20 protein-coding genes are annotated in these 21,356 nt (G+C 34.8%); 16 read left to right on the top strand and 4 right to left on the bottom strand.

All coding sequences use genetic code 11. The features are described from left to right. The first annotated feature begins 81 nt into the window (after positions 1 to 81). From SD1D_RS08370 to SD1D_RS08355, 4 genes are read left to right on the top strand one after another with little or no spacing between them, the layout of a single operon-like run. A complete protein-coding gene (locus SD1D_RS08370) occupies positions 82 to 558 on the top strand; it encodes a chemotaxis protein CheW (RefSeq protein WP_058258490.1) in 477 nt (158 codons plus the stop codon). A gap of 41 nt (positions 559 to 599) precedes the next feature. Then, a complete protein-coding gene (locus SD1D_RS08365) occupies positions 600 to 2,228 on the top strand; it encodes a midas domain-containing protein (RefSeq protein ID WP_058258489.1) in 1,629 nt (542 codons plus the stop codon). Positions 2,229 to 2,284: 56 nt separating this feature from the next. Continuing rightward, positions 2,285 to 3,046, top strand: a complete 762-nt coding sequence (gene hisF, locus SD1D_RS08360) for an imidazole glycerol phosphate synthase subunit HisF (RefSeq protein WP_058258488.1) — start codon at positions 2,285 to 2,287, stop codon at positions 3,044 to 3,046. Between the two features lie 5 nt (positions 3,047 to 3,051). After that, on the top strand, positions 3,052 to 3,726 hold the full coding sequence (locus tag SD1D_RS08355) for a uracil-DNA glycosylase (protein WP_058258487.1): 675 nt from the start codon (positions 3,052 to 3,054) through the stop codon (positions 3,724 to 3,726). A gap of 86 nt (positions 3,727 to 3,812) precedes the next feature. On the opposite strand, the gene SD1D_RS08350 is transcribed toward SD1D_RS08355, so the two are convergent. Further along, a complete protein-coding gene (locus SD1D_RS08350) occupies positions 3,813 to 8,036 on the bottom strand; it encodes an acyl-CoA dehydratase activase-related protein (protein WP_058258486.1) in 4,224 nt (1,407 codons plus the stop codon). 397 nt (positions 8,037 to 8,433) lie between these two features. On the opposite strand from SD1D_RS08350, the gene SD1D_RS08345 reads away from it, so the two are divergent. The 11 genes from SD1D_RS08345 (at position 8,434) to SD1D_RS08295 (ending at position 17,045) form a co-directional block, all read left to right on the top strand. After that, complete coding sequence (locus SD1D_RS08345) at positions 8,434 to 8,757, top strand: lytic transglycosylase (RefSeq protein ID WP_058258485.1); 324 nt, start codon at positions 8,434 to 8,436, stop codon at positions 8,755 to 8,757. Between the two features lie 200 nt (positions 8,758 to 8,957). Then, on the top strand, positions 8,958 to 9,869 hold the full coding sequence (locus tag SD1D_RS08340; protein WP_058258484.1) for a hypothetical protein: 912 nt from the start codon (positions 8,958 to 8,960) through the stop codon (positions 9,867 to 9,869). Between the two features lie 208 nt (positions 9,870 to 10,077). Then, positions 10,078 to 11,496 (top strand): hypothetical protein, encoded by a 1,419-nt coding sequence (locus SD1D_RS08335; protein WP_058258483.1) that lies wholly within the window; start codon positions 10,078 to 10,080, stop codon positions 11,494 to 11,496. Positions 11,497 to 11,595: 99 nt separating this feature from the next. Further along, complete coding sequence (locus SD1D_RS08330) at positions 11,596 to 11,904, top strand: hypothetical protein (protein WP_058258482.1); 309 nt, start codon at positions 11,596 to 11,598, stop codon at positions 11,902 to 11,904. A 38-nt stretch (positions 11,905 to 11,942) separates the two neighbouring features. Then, on the top strand, positions 11,943 to 12,857 hold the full coding sequence (locus SD1D_RS08325; protein WP_058258481.1) for a DUF2953 domain-containing protein: 915 nt from the start codon (positions 11,943 to 11,945) through the stop codon (positions 12,855 to 12,857). Beyond that, complete coding sequence (locus SD1D_RS08320) at positions 12,857 to 13,297, top strand: GerW family sporulation protein (protein WP_058258480.1); 441 nt, start codon at positions 12,857 to 12,859, stop codon at positions 13,295 to 13,297. Before SD1D_RS08325 ends, SD1D_RS08320 begins: the two co-directional genes overlap by 1 nt. Continuing rightward, positions 13,278 to 13,748, top strand: a complete 471-nt coding sequence (locus SD1D_RS08315; protein WP_058258479.1) for a DUF523 domain-containing protein — start codon at positions 13,278 to 13,280, stop codon at positions 13,746 to 13,748. Before SD1D_RS08320 ends, SD1D_RS08315 begins: the two co-directional genes overlap by 20 nt. Positions 13,749 to 13,816: 68 nt before the next feature. Continuing rightward, positions 13,817 to 14,002 carry a 50S ribosomal protein L28 gene (gene rpmB / locus SD1D_RS08310; RefSeq protein ID WP_058258478.1) on the top strand — a complete coding sequence of 62 codons (186 nt, stop codon included), beginning with the start codon at positions 13,817 to 13,819 and terminating at the stop codon, positions 14,000 to 14,002. A gap of 416 nt (positions 14,003 to 14,418) precedes the next feature. Then, positions 14,419 to 14,775 carry an Asp23/Gls24 family envelope stress response protein gene (locus tag SD1D_RS08305; protein WP_058258477.1) on the top strand — a complete coding sequence of 119 codons (357 nt, stop codon included), beginning with the start codon at positions 14,419 to 14,421 and terminating at the stop codon, positions 14,773 to 14,775. A gap of 34 nt (positions 14,776 to 14,809) precedes the next feature. Next, positions 14,810 to 16,498: a DAK2 domain-containing protein gene (locus SD1D_RS08300; protein WP_058258476.1), complete on the top strand. Its 1,689-nt coding sequence runs from the start codon at positions 14,810 to 14,812 to the stop codon at positions 16,496 to 16,498. 79 nt (positions 16,499 to 16,577) lie between these two features. Then, positions 16,578 to 17,045: a DUF1653 domain-containing protein gene (locus tag SD1D_RS08295; RefSeq protein WP_058258475.1), complete on the top strand. Its 468-nt coding sequence runs from the start codon at positions 16,578 to 16,580 to the stop codon at positions 17,043 to 17,045. A 121-nt stretch (positions 17,046 to 17,166) separates the two neighbouring features. Here SD1D_RS08295 and SD1D_RS08290 read toward each other — a convergent pair whose 3' ends face one another. Genes SD1D_RS08290 through SD1D_RS08280 form a run of 3 tightly spaced genes read right to left on the bottom strand, consistent with a single transcriptional unit; the run spans position 17,167 to position 19,049 of the window. After that, the gene (locus SD1D_RS08290) at positions 17,167 to 17,961 is read right to left on the bottom strand and encodes a hypothetical protein (protein WP_058258474.1); all 795 of its coding nucleotides are present in this window, start codon (positions 17,959 to 17,961) and stop codon (positions 17,167 to 17,169) included. After that, positions 17,955 to 18,653, bottom strand: coding sequence for an ABC transporter ATP-binding protein (locus tag SD1D_RS08285; protein WP_058258473.1), 699 nt, complete (start codon positions 18,651 to 18,653; stop codon positions 17,955 to 17,957). The genes SD1D_RS08290 and SD1D_RS08285 overlap by 7 nt, the downstream gene beginning before the upstream one ends. A gap of 24 nt (positions 18,654 to 18,677) precedes the next feature. Next, the gene (locus SD1D_RS08280) at positions 18,678 to 19,049 is read right to left on the bottom strand and encodes a GntR family transcriptional regulator (RefSeq protein WP_058258472.1); all 372 of its coding nucleotides are present in this window, start codon (positions 19,047 to 19,049) and stop codon (positions 18,678 to 18,680) included. Between the two features lie 267 nt (positions 19,050 to 19,316). Between SD1D_RS08280 and recG the strand changes: the two genes are divergently transcribed. Continuing rightward, a complete protein-coding gene (gene recG / locus SD1D_RS08275; protein WP_058258471.1) occupies positions 19,317 to 21,356 on the top strand; it encodes an ATP-dependent DNA helicase RecG in 2,040 nt (679 codons plus the stop codon).

Raw genomic sequence — 21,356 nt, 5'->3', positions numbered from 1 at the left:
TAAGCATATATACTATAATAAAATTATAAATTGTCGATATATAATAAAGAAGAATATATGTTTTGAAAGCGGAGGTATTTGATGGATAAGGGATTAATTCTTGGTGAAGAAAATTTAGAAATTGAAATTCTACAACTGAAAGCCGGAGGAAATTCATACGGAATTGACATCAATGATATTAGGGAAATTCTGTTATATGATCAAACTCCAAGGAAGATACCGAATTCCCATCCATATATTGAGGGGGTAGTAATGCCTAGGGATTTTCTAATTCCCGTAATAAATCTGGCAGCAAGTCTTAATCTTTATGAATCAGAAGAAGCAGAAAATGAGATGCTGATTGTAACAAATATTAAAGATATGAATATAGGATTTCATGTAGATGAAGTAAGAGGAATTCACAAGACAACTGTTGCCAACATTACTGAACCAGGAGAATATCTGAGTACTTCTGTCAGAGAAGCAATAGCAGGAGTATTAAACATAGATGGGAAAACATTAGAGATTTTAGACTTACGGAAGATAATTAGTAATGTTAATCCGGATATTGAATTATAGAAAAAATCTTCCGAGTAATTACATATAACGGGCGGTGACTTATGGCAAAATGTAAGTTGTGTAATAACAATGTAAGTAATGGAACTGAATATTGTGATGACTGCATAGAAAAGAAGGACTTAATAGATAATGAGTTATATTTAGATAATTTTTCTATAGACCTTGAGGATATAGAGGATTTTGATAATCTTGATATCACAGAAGACTTAAACCATGATGATGTTGCAGAAATAGAAGCCGCTTTAAATAGTGATACTTCTGTTGATATATCGGAAGATGGTGATATAAATCCACAAGATAATATAGATAATGAATTTCTACAAATGGATAATCAGGAAAATCAAAATGATAATGAAGACATGATAGATTCAGAATTAGATGATATATTAAATGAATTAGAAATGTTTTCAGATGATATCATTTTGGAAGAATATAACACAGAAGACAATGACTATAGTGACAAAGAAGTTAAATATGATAACTTAGAAGATGAGGATAATTATTTAGAAGAAGATGAGTTAAGTCCTGAGAATCAACTTCTTAATCTCCTTGAAAAATTTGATCCAGAAAATCCAGTGGATGATGACGTTGCGGCAATAACAGAACTACTTGGCGGGTTTGCTGCCAGTAATGACGAATCATCTCATAAGGAGGAGGTTTTTGATGAATTTGAGCAGTTTGCTTATGAGGCTTTTTCTGCAGAAGCAGAAGAAGATTCAATAACGGAAATAAAAGCAGAATCAGTAACGGAAACAAAAGCAGAACTAAAAACAGAATTAAAAGTAGAAGCAAACACAACAGCAGATGATTTAGCTGATAAATCACTTGAAGTCTTTCAAGAGGATGCGCCGCCGAATGATGACAATAAAAAAAAGAAAAAGAGAAGGGAAAGAAAATCCCGTAAGAAAGAAAAAGCTGAATTATTTGTTAATATAGAAGAGGCAGATATCCAAGAAATAGAAGAGATAACTATAGAGCCCGAGACGGATAAGGAGAAAAAAGTAAAGGGCAAAAAAGTAAAAGACAAAAAGGTAAAGGAGAAAAAAATAAAGGAACCAAAAGTAAAGAAGGCTAAAAAAGTCAAGAAAACAAAGAAGGCTAAAAAAGAAAGACAGAAACAAGATATGACAGAAGTTATTGAAGAGATGGATAATGGACGAATAAGTTTGCTTGCTGCTTCAATAGTATTTGTGCTTTTTGGAATTATGACAACACTTTTTTTATTTAGCAGCAAGAGGTATTCGTATTCAATTAGCATAAAGAGTGCAACTGATTATTTTAGCAGACAAAGATATGATGAGGCTTATGATAAGATATATGGAATAGAACTAAAAGATGAGGATGTGGCTCTTTATGATAAAATTATGACTGTTATGTTTGTAAAAAAACAGTTGAATTCTTACAAAAGTTATTATAAAATGGAAAAATACCCGGAAGCCTTAGATGCACTGCTTAAGGGACTGCAAAGATATGATAAGTATATTGAGTTGGCTAAAATGTTGGGAATTGAATCAGATTTTGATAATATCAAAAATCAGATATTAGCTGAATTAAAAAATGTATTTAATTTAACCAATGAGCAAGCCGATAGCATTATCAATAGTGAAACTAAGGCAAAGTATAGTTTGAAGATACATGATGTGGTTTTAAAAAATCTTTATTCTAACTAACTTAAATAATGTAAGCTTATGTAATGGATTGTTAATTGCAGATTGGAGAGTGGATTGTGGTAACAAAAAGAATTATTCCATGTTTAGACATACATAATGGACGTGTGGTAAAAGGTGTTAATTTTACCTCTTTAAATGATGCCGGGGATCCTGTAGAGATAGCAGCAGCATATGATAAGTCAGGTGCAGATGAACTGGTGTTTTTGGATATTTCTGCAACTACTGAAGAAAGAGATACAAATCTTGATATAATTGGCAAGATAGCTAAGGTTGTATCTATTCCCTTTACAGTTGGTGGAGGAATACGGACAATAGATGATATTGACAGGGTTTTAAAGCTTGGGGCCAGCAAGGTTGGAATAAATACAGCGGCTATTAATAATTCTGACTTAATTAGACAGGCTTCAGATAAGTTTGGAAGCGATCGCATAGTACTGGCTCTTGACGCAAAGAAAAAAGCTGACAATTCAGGCTGGACAGTGCTAAAAAGTGGCGGTCGTATAGATGCTAACATGGATGCCCTGGAATGGGCCATAAAAGCCGTAGACCTTGGTGCAGGTGAAATTCTTTTAACAAGCTTAGATTGTGACGGAACCATGGATGGCTATGACTTGGAATTAACTAAGCTTATTTCTGAAAATGTGTCTGTCCCGGTTATTGCTTCAGGAGGTGCCGGAAAGTTAGAGCATTTTTATGAGGCCATTTTAATAGGCAAGGCAGATGCTGTTTTGGCAGCTTCCTTATTCCATTATGGGGAATTAGAAATTATGGAAGTAAAGCAATATCTTCATCAGAAAGGTATAAATGTGAGGCTGTGATAAAGATGGGGGCAATTACTAATGATTGGCTAGATGCTATTGCCAGTGAGTTTAAAAAACCCTACTATAGAGAATTATATAAATTTGTAGTAGATGAATATAGAAAACATATTATATATCCTGAGGCAGATGATATATTTAATGCCTTTCATCTTACTCCTTTAAGTAAAGTGAAGGTAGTTATTATCGGCCAAGACCCTTACCATAACAAAAACCAAGCCCATGGCCTATGTTTTTCTGTAAAACCTCATGTAGATATACCACCTTCCCTGGTAAATATCTATAAGGAACTTCATGATGATTTAGGCTGTTATATTCCTAATAACGGTTGCTTGGAAAAGTGGGCTAAGCAGGGAGTTTTATTACTAAACACAGTACTGACAGTTAGGGCCCATAAGGCATATTCCCATCAAGGAAAAGGATGGGAGCAGTTTACCGACGCTGTTATAAAAGCCGTAAATGAACAGGATAGGCCCATTGTATTTATATTATGGGGAAGGCCGGCCCAGAGCAAAAAAGTTATGCTTACTAATAAAAAGCATCTTATATTGGAGGCTCCACATCCTAGTCCCTTATCGGCTTACAGGGGATTTTTTGGAAGTAAACCTTTTAGTAAAACCAATGAATTTTTAGCGAAAAATAACATTCAGCCTATAGACTGGCAGATTGAAAACATATAAAGACATAACTTACATAAATAATTAATCCCCTGCTATCCGGTCATATCGGATTGTAGGGGATTATTGTTGTTTATATATTTATTTGTTTATGCCTCCATATTTTTTATTGCGGTAGAAAGCATAAGTTTAATTCTATTTAGTTGGTTAACCTCGCTGGCACCGGGGTCATAGTCTATAGCTACGATATTTGCTTCAGGATGCTGGCGTCTTAGTTCTTTTATTACACCTTTACCTACTATATGATTTGGCAGGCAGGCAAAGGGCTGGGTACATACTATATTATATACTCCCTGGTGCAAAAGCTCTAACATCTCTGCCGTTAGGAACCAACCTTCACCGGTTTGGTTACCTATAGATACTACATCCTTAGCATATTCAGCCAGCTTCTTGATATGAACCGGAGGAATAAAGCGCTTACTCTTTTCAAAGGACTTAACTGCTTCCTTACGAAGTAGTTCTAAAGCCCAGATAACTGTATTTGCAATATGGGCACTTTTTTTACTTTTACCAAGGTATTTTGCCTTAAAGTTATGGTTATATGCGCTATACATAAAGAAATCCAGTAAATCAGGTACAACTGCTTCTGCCCCTTCTGCCTCTAGAAGTTCTACAAGATAATTATTGGCTGAAGGGAGGAATTTTACAAGGATTTCACCTACAACACCTACTTTTGGTTTCTTTAAATCTTCATGTAAGGGTAGATTATCAAAATCCTTAATTATTCCTCTGATATTTCTTTTATATTCTCTCCAGTTACCCCTTTCAAGGCTCTTAATACAGATGTCACGCCATTTTGCATGAAGAGCATTGGCAGAGCCTTTTACCTTTTCATAGGGGCGGGTTCTATATAGGACACGCATAAATATGTCACCGTATACCAGGGCTTCCATTGCTGTAATAAGAAGCTTGGGTGTAATCTTTAGTCCCGGATTTTTCTCCAAGCCTGATGCACTTAGGGAGATAACCGGTACATGGGACATTCCGGCCTTCTCTAGGGCCCTTCGTATAAAGCCTATATAGTTGGTGGCACGACAGCCTCCCCCGGTCTGAGTAATAATTACGGCTACTTTATTTATGTCATATTTCCCTGAAAGAAGGGCGTCCATAATCTGGCCTACAACCATCATGGAAGGATAGCAGGCGTCATTATTGACGTATTGCAGGGCAAGGTCTACCGAACTACGGTTGTCATTGGGAAGTACCACCACATTATAGCCTCCGCTTCTTAGGGCAGGCTCTAAGAGTTCAAAGTGGATGGGAGACATCTGGGGTGCCAAGATGGTATAAGTATCCTTCATTTCTTCAGTAAATATTGCCCTATGGTAGGCTGATGATACAAGTTTAGTCTGATAGTTTTTACTTTCTCTTTCTTTAACTGCCGAAAGCAGGGAACGAATACGGATTCTTGCGGCACCTAGGTTATTTACTTCGTCGATTTTTAAAACAGTATATATTTTACCGGAGGCTGACAATATGTCGTGGACCTGGTCTGTGGTTACCGCATCCAAGCCGCAGCCAAAGGAGTTTAGCTGAACCAGTTCCAGGTTAGGCTGAGTACGGACAAATGAGGCAGCAGCGTAGAGGCGGGAGTGATACATCCATTGATCAACAACGATTGTAGGACGGTCTACCTGGGCCAGATGAGATACGGAATCCTCTGTCAGTACAGCTACGTCAAAGGAGTTAATCATTTCCGCAATGCCGTGGTGGATTTCCGGATCTATATGATATGGCCTGCCGGCAAGGACGATTCCTCTTTTTCCGCTATCTTTAAGATATTTAAGGGTTTCCTCCCCTTTCTTTTTAATATCTTCCCTTGCCTTGTTTAGTTCCTCCCAGGCAGATTTGGCTGCTTCTTTTATTTCAGCTTTATCTATTCCTTTTTTAGTAAATATTTCTATTAAACGATTAGTTAAAATTCTTTCGTTTTCGAAGGAAATAAAATCATTGGCAAATTCATATGAGGGGTCCCTAAGGGTTTCAACATTATTTTTTATATTTTCTGGATAAGAGGTAACGATAGGGCAATTGTAATGATTGTTAGCCCCGGCTATCTCTTTCCTTTCATATGGAATACAAGGATAAAAGATATACTTTACCCCCTCTTTAATTAGCCACTCTACATGGCCGTGAGCCAGCTTTGCAGGATAGCACTCTGATTCACTGGGAATAGATTCAATACCCAGCTCATAAATCTTCCTACTAGAAGGAGGAGATAGAACTATGTGATATCCCAGCTTGGTGAAAAAAGTATGCCAGAAGGGATAGTTTTCGTACATATTAAGGACTCTGGGGATTCCTACCGTACCCCGGGGAGCCTGATCCTTAGGAAGAGTAGGATAATTAAAGTAACGTTCCATTTTATAATCGAATAGGTTGGGAACACTATCTTCCTTCTTTTCTTTGCCTAATCCCCGTTCGCATCTGTTACCTGAGATAAAACGTCTGCCGCCGGTAAATTTATTAATTGTAAGCAAACAGTTATTAGTACATCTTTTACAGCGGGCAAGAGAGGTTTCGAATGTAAGATCATTAATCTGATCTATGGTAAGCATGGTACTTTCTCCGCCTTTATAGTGTTTTCTGGCTATAAGAGCGGCACCGAAAGCTCCCATGATACCGGCAATATCGGGACGAACAGCTTGGCAGCCGGAGATAAGCTCAAAGCTTCTAAGTACGGCATCATTATAGAAAGTTCCCCCTTGGACAACCATTTTATTGCCCAAGTCATTAGGATTAGTAATTTTAATAACCTTATACAAAGCATTTTTTATAACAGAATAAGCAAGGCCGGCAGATATATCAGCTACAGTTGCTCCTTCCTTTTGTGCCTGCTTTACCTTTGAATTCATAAATACCGTACATCTGGTTCCAAGATCAATGGGATTTTCTGCAAAGAGAGCAAGCCTTGCAAAATCCTCCACCTCATAATTTAAGGACTTGGCAAAGGTCTCTATAAATGAACCACAGCCGGAAGAACAAGCTTCATTTAACAAAACATTGTCCACGGTTTGGTTTTTGATTTTTATACATTTCATATCCTGGCCGCCTATATCTAGGATACAGTCTACCTCAGGTTCGAAGAAGGCAGCGGCATGGTAGTGGGCTACAGTCTCTACTTCTCCCTCGTCAAGTACTAGGGCGGCCTTAACTAGGGCTTCTCCGTAACCTGTTGCACAGGAGCGAACAATTTTAACATCTTTAGGCAGAATTTCGTATATTTCCTTAAGGGCTTTTATGGTGGTTTTTAAAGGACTTCCGTTGTTATTACTATAGAATGAATAAAGTAAAGTTCCGTCTTCTGAAACCAAGGCCACCTTAGTTGTAGTTGATCCTGCATCAATTCCCAGAAAACAATTGCCTTTATATTCTCTTATGTTCCCTTTCTTCACTGTATGTACAGAGTGTTTTTTCTTGAATTCTTCATATTCATTTTCATCCTTAAATAAGGGCTGCATCCTCTGGACTTCAAATTCCATGGTGATTCCTTTGGATAGTTTCTTATAAAGAGCCGAAAGCTTGGTGCTTCTATCTTCTTTTGAATTCATGGCCGCACCTATGGCTGCAAACAGATGAGAATTTTTTGGTGATATAATTTGCTCATCTGAAAGATTTAGGGTACGGATAAAAGCATTTCTTAGTTCTGAAAGGAAATGTAAGGGGCCACCGAGAAAGGCGATATTTCCACGGATTGGCTTACCACATGCAAGTCCACTGATAGTCTGATTTACCACAGCTTGAAATATGGAAGCGGATAAGTCAGCTTTTGTAGCTCCTTCATTAATAAGGGGCTGTATATCCGATTTGGCAAATACACCACATCTGGCAGCTATGGGATAGATAGCCTTATAGTCTTTTGCATATTCATTAAGACCTGCAGCATCGGTTTTAAGAAGACTTGCCATCTGATCAATGAAAGATCCGGTTCCTCCTGCACATATGCCGTTCATCCTTTGTTCAACACCATTGGTAAAATAAATTATCTTTGCATCTTCACCGCCCAGTTCTATGGCCACATCTGTATGAGGAGCATAACTTTGTAGTGAAGTTGCTACTGCTATAACCTCTTGGACAAATAAAACGTCTAGATGCTTGGAGATTGAAAGTCCGCCGGAACCTGTGATAACCGGCTTTATATCTAAATCCCCTAAAGCAGTAATGGACTTATTTATTAGATTGGCCAATGTTTCTTGGATATTGGCATAGTGACGTTCATAGTCGGAAAATAAGATTTCATTCTCATTATCCATAAGGACAATTTTAACTGTCGTTGAACCAATATCGATACCTAAAGAATAATTATTATTCATCATAACTTACTCCTTATATAAATACCCTTATTTTACTTGATAAATGAGCAATACATATATATGCATTACTCATACATGTCTTGCTATGGACTAAGGGTGGTTACCATAATAACACAAAATAGACTTTCTATATTATACGATACAAAATTATTAAGTTCAACATCGTAATTATTATATAAACTATAAGAAACGGTAAAATACTTCTAAAAAATTATTATTTTAATCTGTAAATATATTAATAATATGATATGTATAAGTCGCAATTTTGCTATTTATTCTACCATTTGTTGCTTTATGTATAACAATTTGCAAGTAATATAATCCCATTTATACAAATAATGAATATAATAGAATTAATCAATGTAGTAATCTATTCATGACCGGGAAGGAGATCAAATTGTTTTGCATCTATTATGAAATTAAAAAAGGGGATACCTTATATTCCATAAGCAGAAGATATAATGTGGATATAGAGGCAATTATAATGGCTAATCCATATATCAATGTATATAATCTTAGTATCGGTGATGTTATTTGCCTACCCTGTGTACCGCAGAACAAATATAATGATTTCACAAGATATATAGTGGAGGAAGGGGATACCTTAGGAAGCATTATAGAAAAGAAGGGGATAAATCTGGGGGATTTGATGGAAGCAAATGATATTGATTCTATTATGTTGATGCCGGGGACAACTATTTTGCTGCCTATAAATGATTAAAAGTCAATAAGAAAATATAAATTAAGGCTGTTTCAAAATAAGCTGCTAAATATTTTGAAACAGTTTTTTTAGTACTTATGCCAATTAATAAGCTTAATAGTTTTGTTTGACAAAGGAAATATAAAACAATATAATAAAAGTTGTAATTTTATTTATATGATAAAGCTTTTAATCTTATATGAAAGGCACAGGTGTTATGGATGAAGTTTTTTAGGTTATTGGAAAGGAAATTAAGCAAATATGCTATTCCAAACCTTATGAAATATGTGGTATCTTTATATGTAGTTGGAGCGATTATATACACTTTTTATCCTTTTGCATATATGTATCTTGGATTGGAAGTTGATCAGGTTCTAAAAGGACAAGTATGGAGATTAGTTACTTTTTTAATTCCGGTAGGTACTATAGGTTCTTTTACAGATGTCTTGTTTTTAATAATAAGGATGTATGTATTTTATTTGATAGGAAACTCATTGGAAAGTGTATGGGGATCTTTTAGACTAAACCTATATTTCTTTTCTGCAGTATTCTTTAACATAATAGCTGCTTTTATAGTTTATGGGATATATAGAGTTAATATATTAGGAGATTTTATGTTGCTTTTATCATCAATGTTTATCTCACCACCCTTAGATATTATATATAGTTCGATGTTTTTTGCCTATGCAGCAATTTATCCTAATACACAGTTTTTATTATATTTTATAATTCCCTTAAAGGCTAAATATTTTGCTTGGATTAGTGGAGCAATTTATTTAAAAGATATTTATAATTTAATAGTTAACAAGTTTTACCTGGGAATAATTCCTATTGTGGTATCCTTAGCTAATTTCTTTATATTCTTTCTTTGCACCAGGGATTTTCAAAGAATATCACCTAGGGAGTTTGAGCGTAAAGCTAGATTTCGCAGGCAGATGAAGGAAGGTATGAAATCAGGCAATGTTGTTGAGTTTAGAGGAAAAACAGTAATTACAAGACATAAATGCGCTGTTTGTGGAAGAACAGAACTTGATAATGATGATTTAGAATTTAGATTCTGTTCTAAATGTGAGGGTAACTATGAGTACTGTATGGATCATCTATATACCCATGAACATGTAAAAAATAATTAGTAAAGGGACAAGTTGATATAGAATAATAAAGTTAGTGCTTATTATAATTTGTAATAGGCACTAACTTATTAAAATATATAGATGTTTTATGGTAGTTTAGGGAAGTAATGTTAAAATTATGTTAAATAACTGGTTTATTTTATTAGTTATTGATATAATATACAAGATAAGTAGAATATTAAAATTCAAATGACAGGATGGATAATTAATGAGTAAGAAGTTAAAAAGCTTATATAAAGATATTATAAGAAATAAAAATTTACAGGAAAACATACCAAACTTTTTTAACTTGGTGGCAGATAATTATCACACTTATTCAGCTGTAAGGCTGGCCTTAGATTATTATACTTATTATGAGATGTATTGTGATGAGAAAGAACAATGGAGTAGCCAGTTACTGGACTCCTTAAGTAAAATAAATAAACTTATATCAGATACAGCTTTAAAAAATATTAGCGGTAAAGAGTTGGAAGAATGGGTAGAGGAACTGGATGAAATTCGTAACAAGATTATAGCTAGGATGAACCTCCTTACATCCTATACGGATTTATTTCAGATATATGAATATGCCCTAAACCGTGTAGAGTATAGATTTAAAGAGATGGAGCAGCTAGAAGATGATGAAGAGTATGCTAAGGATGTATTACGTTTCATCTTTAATTCCGAGGATAATCTACAAATAAATGAAATGATTAAAGAGATAATCGGGCAATTACCTATCCGTATTACCAAGCAAAAATACTTTGATTATTTGGAAGATGGTTTATATGAGCTTTTAGGAGTCCAAGAGGATGTTTTTGAAACTTATATCTATATGGTAAGAAGCTCTGCCATCCTTGATTTTATTGATGATGAAAAAGATACATATCCCAATCTATGGGAGATGAAACTTAATCTTGAAAAAATTAACTTTAAAAACATTACTAAGGAAGAATATGAAGGGGCTATTGACTTAATTTATACAGCCGGATTGTTTCTAGAGAGGGAAACAACCGCATATTATATCCTGATGGGAATTGTTAATGATGTTTACACAATTTTAATCTGTAATCCCTATGTAGGCTTATGTGAAGCAGGAAATAAGGAGAAAGAAGAAGCGGCTTTTTCTATTATCCGATATATAAACCTTGCATTTACCGGCGGCAGGGAGGATGATCTTTCTAGGGAAACACTTAATAGTTTTGAATTATTAGAGGGTTTCCAAGAGGAAGCAGAGTATGACTTAATAAGCTTAGAGGATGCCTTATATCATATTAGTGATAAACATAGAAATTTAGTAGAAGCTATGATGGCTGATAAGTTGTTAAATACCTTACTTCTTTGCAGAGACCTTTTATCAGGCAGCCTATTTATAGACTTGCATAAGGAAAAATCATATAAGACCATAGATAAAGAAAGGCTTCAAAAAGAAGTAGATAAGCTTAAAGATGATTTATCAGCTAAATTTCAAAATTGTGACCGTATGATTATGAGGGCTATTATGGCCAATACATTAAATAAACTGCCCGTATTTTTTAAAAACCATTCCGAGGTTATGGATTATGTCCTTTATTCACTTAATAAATGCTCTGATTTGGCCGAGAAGTATGCATGTATTGAGATTATTAATGAGATGATGAATTATTAATTTCACTGTGATTAAATATCTTGTATTACCGGTGGTAATTTGTGGAATAATATAATCATTAAGGGCCGTAATATATGCTTTTAGCTTGGAGGTATCCGGATGATAAAATGGGCGTCAAAATTATATATTGGCGATAAGATGAAGAAAAAAAAGGACAAGACCATAACTGCTATTAATAATAGGAATATAACCTTTAATGTATATTGCATAGCAATTGCCTCTCAGCCCGGTAATCTCTTTGATATTATGGAAGCAAATGAGCTTTTATTTCCTTATTATCAAAAAAGGGATATTAGAATTGTGGGCCTGGCTAAAGGCAGGGATGAAGCAATTAGTTTAGTTGAGGATATGATAATGGAAGTATATAATGAAACCGGTGCATTTAACGTAAGAGAATATTTTACATAGGGAATGCTTTTATAGAATAGGCGGTTGGTGGATAGACTATGATATCCGTAATTTTAACAATATTAAAAATAATAGGACTTATTTTCTTGGCTTTGATTGGAATGCTTATTTTTATCATAACGGTTGTTTTATTTGTTCCTATCCGTTATAGGGTAGGTATAGAACATGATGGTGTATTTAAGCTAGATGGGAGTGTTTCTTGGCTTCTTCGTTTAGTGCATGCCAAAGTTTTTATATCGGATGATAATAAAAGAGTATGGATTAGAGTTTTTGGAATACTGGTTTATGATTCAAATAAATCTGCAAAAAAAACAATTAATAATATAAGTAAGGAAACAATAAAGAAAGATATAATTAAAAAAAATGATATTTATGAAAGAGAAGATTTTCATAAACCCAAAGAGAAGATTAATGAAGAAAAGATAGATAAAATAAAGATTAATACTAATACTAGCCATAGTTATGGTGATAAATCTTTTTCTACTTCATTCTTTAAGAAAATAAAGTTAAAATTTATTTCTTTATTTAAAAATATAAAGAATAAAATAAAAGTAATAGTAAAAAAATTTCTAAATATCAGGAATAAGCTGACCTTAATACTTGAATTTATAAAAGATGATATTAATAAAGAAGGTTTTCGCTTTATTCTTGGCAGTTTAAAGAAAATATTTAATCATATTAAGCCTACTAGGCTTAAAGCAAAGTTGATATTCGGAACCGGAGATCCTTGCAGTACCGGGCAGACACTGGGATTAATCGGGATTTTATACAGTATATATGGAGAGAATATAGAGATTACCCCGGATTTTGAAAACAAAATTTTTAAAGGTAGTCTATATGCTAAAGGCAGAATAAGATTATGGACACTATTAATAATAATCATTAAACTATTATTGGATAAGAGGTTTAAAGAATTAAAGATGAATTATCAACTTTTAAAGGAGGCGTTATAATGTCTGATAACAATTTCAACGCGACAGTAGAATCACTATTTAGAGGTATGGATAACTTTTTAACTACTAAAACCGTGGTTGGAGATGCGGTAAAATTTGATGACGGTACAATTATTTTACCTTTAGTTGAGGTAAGTTTTGGTGTTGGTGCCGGCGCTTTTGCAGGAGATAATAAAAATAATGCAGGGGGTGGTCTGGGTGGAAAAATCACTCCCAGTTCAGTGCTGGTAATTCAAAACGGTACATCAAAGGTAGTAAATGTAAAAGAAAAAGACAGTATAAGTAAACTTCTTGATATGGTACCTGATATGATTAATAAATTTGCCGGCAAAAATTGCAAGAAAAACACTGATACAGATAATACAGATAATGTAGATAATCTAGATGAGAAAATAAAGGAAACCAGGGAAGAAAAGAGCGATGACTCATTCTGGTACTAGAAAAGAGAATATTTTAATAAGTGCTTGTTTATTAGGACTGTATTGTAGGTATGATGGAAAAGAAATTAAGCTAGATGGTATAGAAAGCCTGATGGAGAACTATAATTTAATACCGGTATGTCCTGAAATTCTTGGAGGATTAGGTACACCCCGTAAGCCGGCAGAAAGAATCGGTATTAAGGTTATTAACAGCCTAGGAGAGGATGTTACAGCTTTCTTTGAGAAAGGGGCAGAAGAAACTTTAAAGCTGGCCAAGCTATATAAGTGCCGATATGCCATCTTAAAAGAGAAAAGTCCCTCCTGTGGTTATGGAGCAATATACGATGGAACATTTTCAGGAAATCTGATAAAGGCAAACGGCCTTACAGCAGACTTATTGGCTAAGTCTGGCATTATTGTAATTGGTGAAACTCAAGTTAGTAGACTAAAAAATAACTTGCAATATAATTGATATTCTGATAGAATAAATGTGTTTGTAAGGCCATTCGGGTCTAAATCATACCTAAGGAGGTGCTTCTAATGGCAAAATGTGCAGTGTGTGATAAAGGTGCTCACTTTGGAATCGCTGTGAGTCATTCTCATAGAAGATCAAATAAGATGTGGAAAGCCAATATAAAGTCTGTTAAGGTAAAAGTTAACGGAGCAGCAAAGAAAATGTATGTTTGTACTTCCTGTCTTAGATCCGGTAAAGTAGAACGCGCATAAACAAAACATGATGGGTGTCAGGAGGACTTGGCACCCGATTTTGTTATTGTAAATTTTTAATAAAATTTAACTGCAAAATAAATTATAACCCAATAATAAACAGAGTATAATAATAAGTATAGCCAATATTCCATTTGTAATAAACAGCATAATTGTCATTCCAATGGCAATCCAGAATAAGATAAAACCAATCATTCTCTTCATATAATTCACTTCCGCCAAATATTCATAGTAATATATATTATGCAAGAAACTGTTATGTTATCTCATTTTTACACAGAAGGTTAATTGCCTTATTGGCTATTAATTGGTTATAATATTAATAATAGATTACAGGTTTGTGTATGCGCTACTAATACAAGCCTGTGAGGAAAATTCAAAAGGGAGTATTATTCAGCGCAGAAATGGAGGTTAATATGAAAGGACATATGAGTACGGATATTGGTGAAATTTTAATTGAAAATGAAGTATTAGCAAAATATGCCGGAGCTTCTGCTGTAGAATGCTTTGGTGTTGTAGGTATGGCTTCTATTAATATGAAGGACGGCATCGTAAAGCTGTTAAAAAAGGATAATTTAAGCCATGGAGTAAATGTAACCATTGAAGATAATAAGATCACGATTGACCTGCATATTATTGTCTCCTATGGGGTTAGTATTTCTGCGGTTGCTGATAATCTGATCAGTAATGTTAAATATAATGTGGAAGAATTCTCGGGACTTGAGGTAAAGAAAATAAATATATTCGTTGAAGGAGTCAGGGTTATAGACTGACCTGGGAATGACCGCATTTAAGGAGGAAAAATCAGTGATTGTTAAAACGATAGATGCAAAAACATTTAAGAAAATGTTTCTTGCCGGAGCTGCATGTATAGAAGCGAAGAAGGAATATATTAACGAACTTAATGTATTCCCAGTACCTGATGGAGATACCGGTACCAATATGACCTTGACTATCATGGCCGCTGTTAAGGAAGTAAATAGTCTGAATAATCCTTCCATAGAGGAATTGTCTAAGGCAATTTCCGGAGGTTCTCTTCGCGGAGCCAGAGGTAATTCCGGAGTTATCCTATCACAATTATTCCGGGGCTTTACCAAAGAGATAAGAAATTATGATGAACTTAATGTTGCTGTTATAACCAACGGTCTTAAAAAGGCTGTAGAAACCGCATACAGGGCTGTTATGAAGCCAAAGGAAGGAACTATCTTGACTGTTGCCAGAGGTGCTGCCGAAAAAGCTGCGGAGCTGGCACTAAAAACCGATGATTTGGTTTATTTCTGTCAGGAAGTAATTGCTCATATGGAAGAAGTTTTAGCCCGGACCCCTGATATGCTACCGGTACTTAAAGAAGCCCAAGTTGTAGATTCTGGTGGTCAGGGACTATTGGAAATTGTTAAAGGTGCATATGCTGCACTTCTTGGAAAAGAAATAACACCTGTGGCTACTAATATAGAGGAAAAATCAGTAACAGGCATTAATATAGAAAGAGTTGCCCAAGAAGATATTAAATTCGGTTATTGTACCGAGTTTATAATCATGGTAGAAAAGGAATATAATTTAGGTACAGAACAAGAGTTTAAGAGTTATTTAGAATCAATTGGTGATTCCATTGTGGTCGTATCGGATGAAGACATTGTAAAAGTACATGTACATACGAACGACCCGGGTTTGGCAATACAAAAGGCGTTAACGTATGGATCACTAACCAACATGAAGATAGATAATATGCGGGAAGAGCATAATGAAAAAGTAATAAAAGATGCTCAAAAAGCCGCTAATGAAGCTGACATGGCAGCTAAGGATGATACAAATAAGCCCGTAGAAGAAAAGCCCAGAAAGAAAGCAGGATTTATTGCAGTTTCAATGGGTGAAGGCTTAGATGAGATTTTTACCGGCCTGGGGGTAGATTATATAATTGAAGGCGGCCAGACCATGAATCCCAGTACGGAAGATATGCTTAATGCAATTGATCAGGTAAATGCAGATAATATCTTTATTTTGCCTAATAATAGTAATATAATCCTTACTGCTGAACAGGCAAAGCATCTTACTGAAGATAAAAATATTATTGTAATTCCTTCAAAGACAGTGCCTCAAGGAATTACGGCCATTATTAATTTTGTTTATGATAAATCTCCGGAGGAAAATGCCGAGAGAATGACTGAGGAAATGAACCGGGTAAAATCCGGTCAAGTAACCTATGCCATAAGAGATACTGTAATCGACGGCAGGGAAATTAAGCAAGGCAATATTATGGGACTTGGAGATAAGACAATTCACTGTGTTGGTGACGATATAAAAAAGACAACTATTGAATTGATAAGTAGCCTAGTAGATGATGAGTCAGAATTAATCAGCCTATATTATGGTGTAGGAGTTACTGATGAGGAAGCCGATGAAATATGCGATGAACTGGTAAATTTATATCCTGATTTGGATGTGGAAGTTCATTACGGGGGACAACCGATTTATTACTATCTATTATCCGTAGAATAAAGCATATTAAGCTAAGTGGTTCGATATTACGAACCACTTTTATTATAAACCATGGAAAGTATAAGGAGGATGGACAGATATGGAAATGACTCCAAGGCCGGGTGAAATTTTTCATTTTGAAAATAATAAGCCCTATCAGGTTATAACTATTGCAACTCATAAAGAGACATCTGAGAGTATGGTAATTTACCAAGAACTACATGGCGACTTTAATACATATGTACTTCCTATGACAAAATTTCTAGAAGAGATTCAAAATCAAAATATCAAAGTAGATACTGCAGAAACTAAATCCATAGCTGATGAAGATAAAGAGGAAGGGGAAGCTGTAAATGATATATTAATGAGCTTCCTTGATGCAGAAAGCTATAGTAAAAAACTTGAGGTTGTTACAACAAATCTTAATGCCATTGATGATAGACTGATAAATGATATGGCAGTATCCTTAGATTGTACTATTGAAGAAGGAACCCTAGATCAAAGATTACATGAATTAATATATTGTCTAAGGCAAATGAGCCGATTTGAAGACAGAAGATTACGATAATAATATTGAAAATAATAAAGAGGCTGCCAACATGAATGTCTTTATAGTTTAAGGATATTCATGCCGGCAGCCTTATATAGATTACTCCTTATATAGATTACTCCTTATAGTAGATTTAGCCTTACTCAAGGTTTAACTTTTTATTGAAGATATAATTTGTTATTAAGTAATATAAAGTACTAAATATGCTTGAAACAATCAAACTAAATGCAATTGCATATTGTGGAAGGTCTATAATATTAATATTGATATCAGCTACATCAGTTACATATCCTCCAATCAATAGGATAGCGGTCATTACTGTTTGCAATATTGTATTTATGGCAAAATAGGCTACGAAGGAAGCTAAAACCTTATGACCATTGACCAGGTGACCTATTGCTATAGAAACATAAATAAGAAGGGTTTGTTGTATTATGCTTATAATAACTAATAATATAAGCTCAATCATTATTAAAGTAGTCCTATTAGTACCAAATTCACTTTTTAGTGATGTAAATATATTATCCAATGTCGAATGAATAAGGTCAATTCTTTTAGAGGTTAAAAATAGAATTAGTAAGGAACAAATAACCACTATAATACTCATTATGTTCCAAAGTAGTGATACAAGCAATTTAGAGTTAATTAATTGTGAGGGTTTTGCAGGTAAGGTAAACATAAGATAACCTTCGTCGGTTAACAAATTCTTATAAAATCTGAGTATCATAAATACAAATGTTACAATAATCGATGCTACAACTGATATACCATAGGCAAACATCATAAGTATTTTTATAATTTCAAAGTAACCGGCATAAATGTCTATAGCTGATAAAATGCGATTTACTAAAGATAGAACAAGCATTATGCCATATAAGGGTAAAAGATATCTACCGGTAGCAATAAGATCATGTTTTATTAATTTTCTTAACATTTAAATACCTCCCTGAATAGTGAGTCTATAGATTTGCCTTCCTTTTCACGGATAGCATCGACACTGGAGTGAAGATTTAAATTACCCTCTTTGATAAAGATTACCTCATCCAGTATTTTTTCAATATCTGCTATAAGATGGGTAGATATGATTATTGTGGAGTTATCATTATAATTGGTTATAATGGTATTAAGGATATAATCCCTAGCAGCAGGATCAACTCCACCTATAGGTTCATCCAAACAATACAAATCAGCACGGCGGCTCATAACAAGAATAAGCTGCACTTTTTCTTTTGTACCCTTTGATAGGCTCTTTAATCTTCTATTTGGGTCAAGGTTAAGGCGTTTTAACATATCATATGCCCGTTCTGTATCAAAATCCCCATAAAAATCACTAAAAAACTGTATTGCTTGGGATACTTTCATCCAGTCAGGCAAATATGTTCTTTCAGGAAGATAAGATACAATTTTTTTACTTTCTACTCCCGGAGCCATACCTGCTATCTCTATGCTGCCTGATGTGGGCTTTAATAAGCCATTAATTAGTTTAATTAAGGTGGTTTTACCACTGCCGTTAGGACCTAGAAGTCCGATTATTTTTCCCCTTTCTAAGGTAAGGTTAATATCAGAAAGGGCAGTGATTGTATTGAATTTTTTGGTAAGCGAACGACATTCTAATACTACACTCATACTTTACTCCTTCTGCGTAATACGCTATTTTTTATTGTTTTGTGAAATCTTAGTAACATATGAAATTATTTCATCTAGGTCTAAACCCAGTTGTTCCATTTTTTCTAAAAAGTCCTCTATAATTCCTGTAATGTATTGCTTTTTTAATTGATTTATTAATTCTTCATCAGAAGTAATAAATCTGCCGGTGGTACGGTTAGAATAAACCAGTCCCTCCCGTTCTAGTTCTGCAAAGGCTCTTTGCATTGTATTGGGATTTACCGTGGCTTGGGCGGCTAATTCTCTGACTGAGGGAAGTTTGTCACCGGGCTTATATACTCCCGTAATGATATCAGCCTTAATATATTCCATCAGTTGCAAATACACAGGTTTATCTGTGTTAAGTTCCCACTGCATGTTCACTGCTCCTTTCATTCGGGAAAGAATAAATAATTGGATTTAGTTGTATTATTGTATTACTGCATTAATGTATTAGACGCTTAATACAATAATATAGTATTATATGTTTTTTTATTTGTCAATATATTTTTTAAAATTTATAAGAATAAGGACATCTTTCATCTTATTTAACCTTTAACAATTGGCCCTAATGACTTATAATAGAAATAAAATTGCAGAAAGAATAATATCTATGAAGTTTAGTTTAATATTGGAGTGAAGAAATTGGACTATAATGATAGTATTGATAAAATAAAAGGAGTAGGAGAAAAAACAAAGAAGGCATTTGAAAGAATTGGCATTGAGACTGTACAAGATCTTTTGGAGCATTATCCAAGGGGTTATGAGGAGTTTACTATGCCAATACCCATTTCTCAGGTTAGAGAAGGGGAGATGGCTACTATAGAGGCTTCTTTGACAATGTCACCTCGTCTAAAGCGGGTGAGACATTTGCAGATACTAAATGTAAGAGTGCGGGATAATTCCGGTTCATTATTAATAACCTGGTTTAATATGCCCTTTCTTATGAAAAAGCTTGGGATGGGAAGTCGATATTTATTTAGAGGTAAGGTAAAAAGGGGAAGTAGCGGCTTAGTTATGGAACAGCCTCAGATTTATTATAATAAGAATGATTACTTTAAATTATTAAAGGTACTTCGGCCAATCTATCCCTTAACAGAGGGAATTACCAATAATCTTATTATAAAATCCATGGAGCAGGTACATAATAATCTGGAGTTTGCCAAGGATTATATTCCCAGAAAAATTTGCAAAGAATATTCCTTGATGGATCGGACAAAGGCCTTAAAGGAAATACATTTTCCCAAAGATAAAACTAGTATGCAAAAAGCCAGGGAGCGGCTGGCTTTTGATGAGTTTTTTCTCTATTCACTTGCCATAAGAAGGATGCGAGTGACTAAGTCAGATCAGCTTACAGATTACCCCATGGAAGAAAGGCTAGAATGTGAAGAGCTGATTAAAACCTTGCCCTACAGGCTTACTAAGGCTCAGCTATCTGCATGGGATGAAATTAAAAAGGATATGACATCAAATTTTGCTATGAATCGTCTTATACAGGGAGATGTGGGCTCCGGAAAGACTATACTTGCTGTTCTTGCTCTGCTTATGGCAGTTAAAAACGGATATCAGGCCTGTATTATGGTTCCAACGGAGGTACTGGCAAAACAGCATTATAAATCAATTTATGACTTGCTTTCGAACTTTGGAGTGTCAGTAGGTTTGCTGACCGGATCAATGACAGCCAAAGAAAAAAGAGAAGCTTATGAACTGATAAAAGAGCATAAGTTGGATATTATAGTAGGTACCCATGCCTTAATTCAGGAAAAGGTAGTATATGATAAGTTAGGCTTGGTAATTACCGATGAGCAGCATCGCTTTGGTGTTAAGCAAAGGGAAGAATTAATGACCAAGGGGAAGAAACCTCATGTACTGGTTATGAGTGCTACACCAATTCCCAGAACTTTGGCTATTATACTATATGGAGATCTTGATATATCAATAATAAATCAGTTACCGGCAAGAAGGCTTCCTATAAAAAATTGTGTGGTAAATACCTCTTATAGACCCAATGCTTACCGTTTTATAGAAAAACAGGTAGCCTTGGGAAGGCAGGCCTATGTTATATGCCCCATGGTAGAAGAAAATGAGCAGATAGAAGCTGAAAATGTAATAGATTATACCCAGCAGTTAAAGGAGGCCCTGTCCCCCGATATCTGTGTAGAATATCTTCACGGTAAGATGAAGCCCAAAGAAAAGAATGATATTATGGAAAGATTTGCAGAGGGTGAAATTCAAGTGCTGGTATCTACCACGGTGGTGGAGGTGGGGGTTAATGTGCCTAATGCCACTGTAATGATGGTGGAAAATTCCGAGAGATTTGGCCTTGCACAACTGCATCAATTAAGGGGCCGGGTAGGCCGTGGTGAACATCAATCTTATTGTATCTTTGTATGTGGAAGCGAAAGTAAAGTGGCTAAAGAACGGTTGGAGATATTAAATAAATCCAATGACGGATTTTATATAGCTGAGGAAGATTTAAAACTTCGTGGTCCCGGTGATTTATTTGGAGTAAGACAAAGCGGAGATTTGGATTTTAAGATAGGAAATATCTATACAGACGCAGCCATATTAAAGCTGGCTGCAGAAGCGGCAAAGAGCCTCAGTGATGAAGAAGTTGATAAAATATTTAGGGAAAATCCATATCTAGAGGATAAGATACTATATCAAAGAAGCAGCACATTATAA

This window comes from Herbinix luporum, assembly GCF_900070325.1.
GTDB classification, from domain to species: domain Bacteria; phylum Bacillota; class Clostridia; order Lachnospirales; family Lachnospiraceae; genus Mobilitalea; species Mobilitalea luporum.
Note: the sequence above shows the minus strand (reverse complement) of the source record. Positions and strands in the feature narration are given on the sequence as shown.

Coding starts and splice junctions, on each gene's coding strand:
- SD1D_RS08370 (WP_058258490.1), top strand. CDS start 82: ATGGATAAGGGATTAATTCTTGGTGAAGAAAATTTAGAAATTGAAATT.
- SD1D_RS08365 (WP_058258489.1), top strand. CDS start 600: ATGGCAAAATGTAAGTTGTGTAATAACAATGTAAGTAATGGAACTGAA.
- SD1D_RS08355 (WP_058258487.1), top strand. CDS start 3,052: ATGGGGGCAATTACTAATGATTGGCTAGATGCTATTGCCAGTGAGTTT.
- SD1D_RS08350 (WP_058258486.1), bottom strand. CDS start 8,036: ATGAATAATAATTATTCTTTAGGTATCGATATTGGTTCAACGACAGTT.
- SD1D_RS08340 (WP_058258484.1), top strand. CDS start 8,958: ATGAAGTTTTTTAGGTTATTGGAAAGGAAATTAAGCAAATATGCTATT.
- SD1D_RS08335 (WP_058258483.1), top strand. CDS start 10,078: ATGAGTAAGAAGTTAAAAAGCTTATATAAAGATATTATAAGAAATAAA.
- SD1D_RS08330 (WP_058258482.1), top strand. CDS start 11,596: ATGATAAAATGGGCGTCAAAATTATATATTGGCGATAAGATGAAGAAA.
- SD1D_RS08325 (WP_058258481.1), top strand. CDS start 11,943: ATGATATCCGTAATTTTAACAATATTAAAAATAATAGGACTTATTTTC.
- SD1D_RS08320 (WP_058258480.1), top strand. CDS start 12,857: ATGTCTGATAACAATTTCAACGCGACAGTAGAATCACTATTTAGAGGT.
- SD1D_RS08315 (WP_058258479.1), top strand. CDS start 13,278: ATGACTCATTCTGGTACTAGAAAAGAGAATATTTTAATAAGTGCTTGT.
- rpmB (WP_058258478.1), top strand. CDS start 13,817: ATGGCAAAATGTGCAGTGTGTGATAAAGGTGCTCACTTTGGAATCGCT.
- SD1D_RS08305 (WP_058258477.1), top strand. CDS start 14,419: ATGAAAGGACATATGAGTACGGATATTGGTGAAATTTTAATTGAAAAT.
- SD1D_RS08295 (WP_058258475.1), top strand. CDS start 16,578: ATGGAAATGACTCCAAGGCCGGGTGAAATTTTTCATTTTGAAAATAAT.
- SD1D_RS08290 (WP_058258474.1), bottom strand. CDS start 17,961: ATGTTAAGAAAATTAATAAAACATGATCTTATTGCTACCGGTAGATAT.
- SD1D_RS08285 (WP_058258473.1), bottom strand. CDS start 18,653: ATGAGTGTAGTATTAGAATGTCGTTCGCTTACCAAAAAATTCAATACA.
- SD1D_RS08280 (WP_058258472.1), bottom strand. CDS start 19,049: ATGCAGTGGGAACTTAACACAGATAAACCTGTGTATTTGCAACTGATG.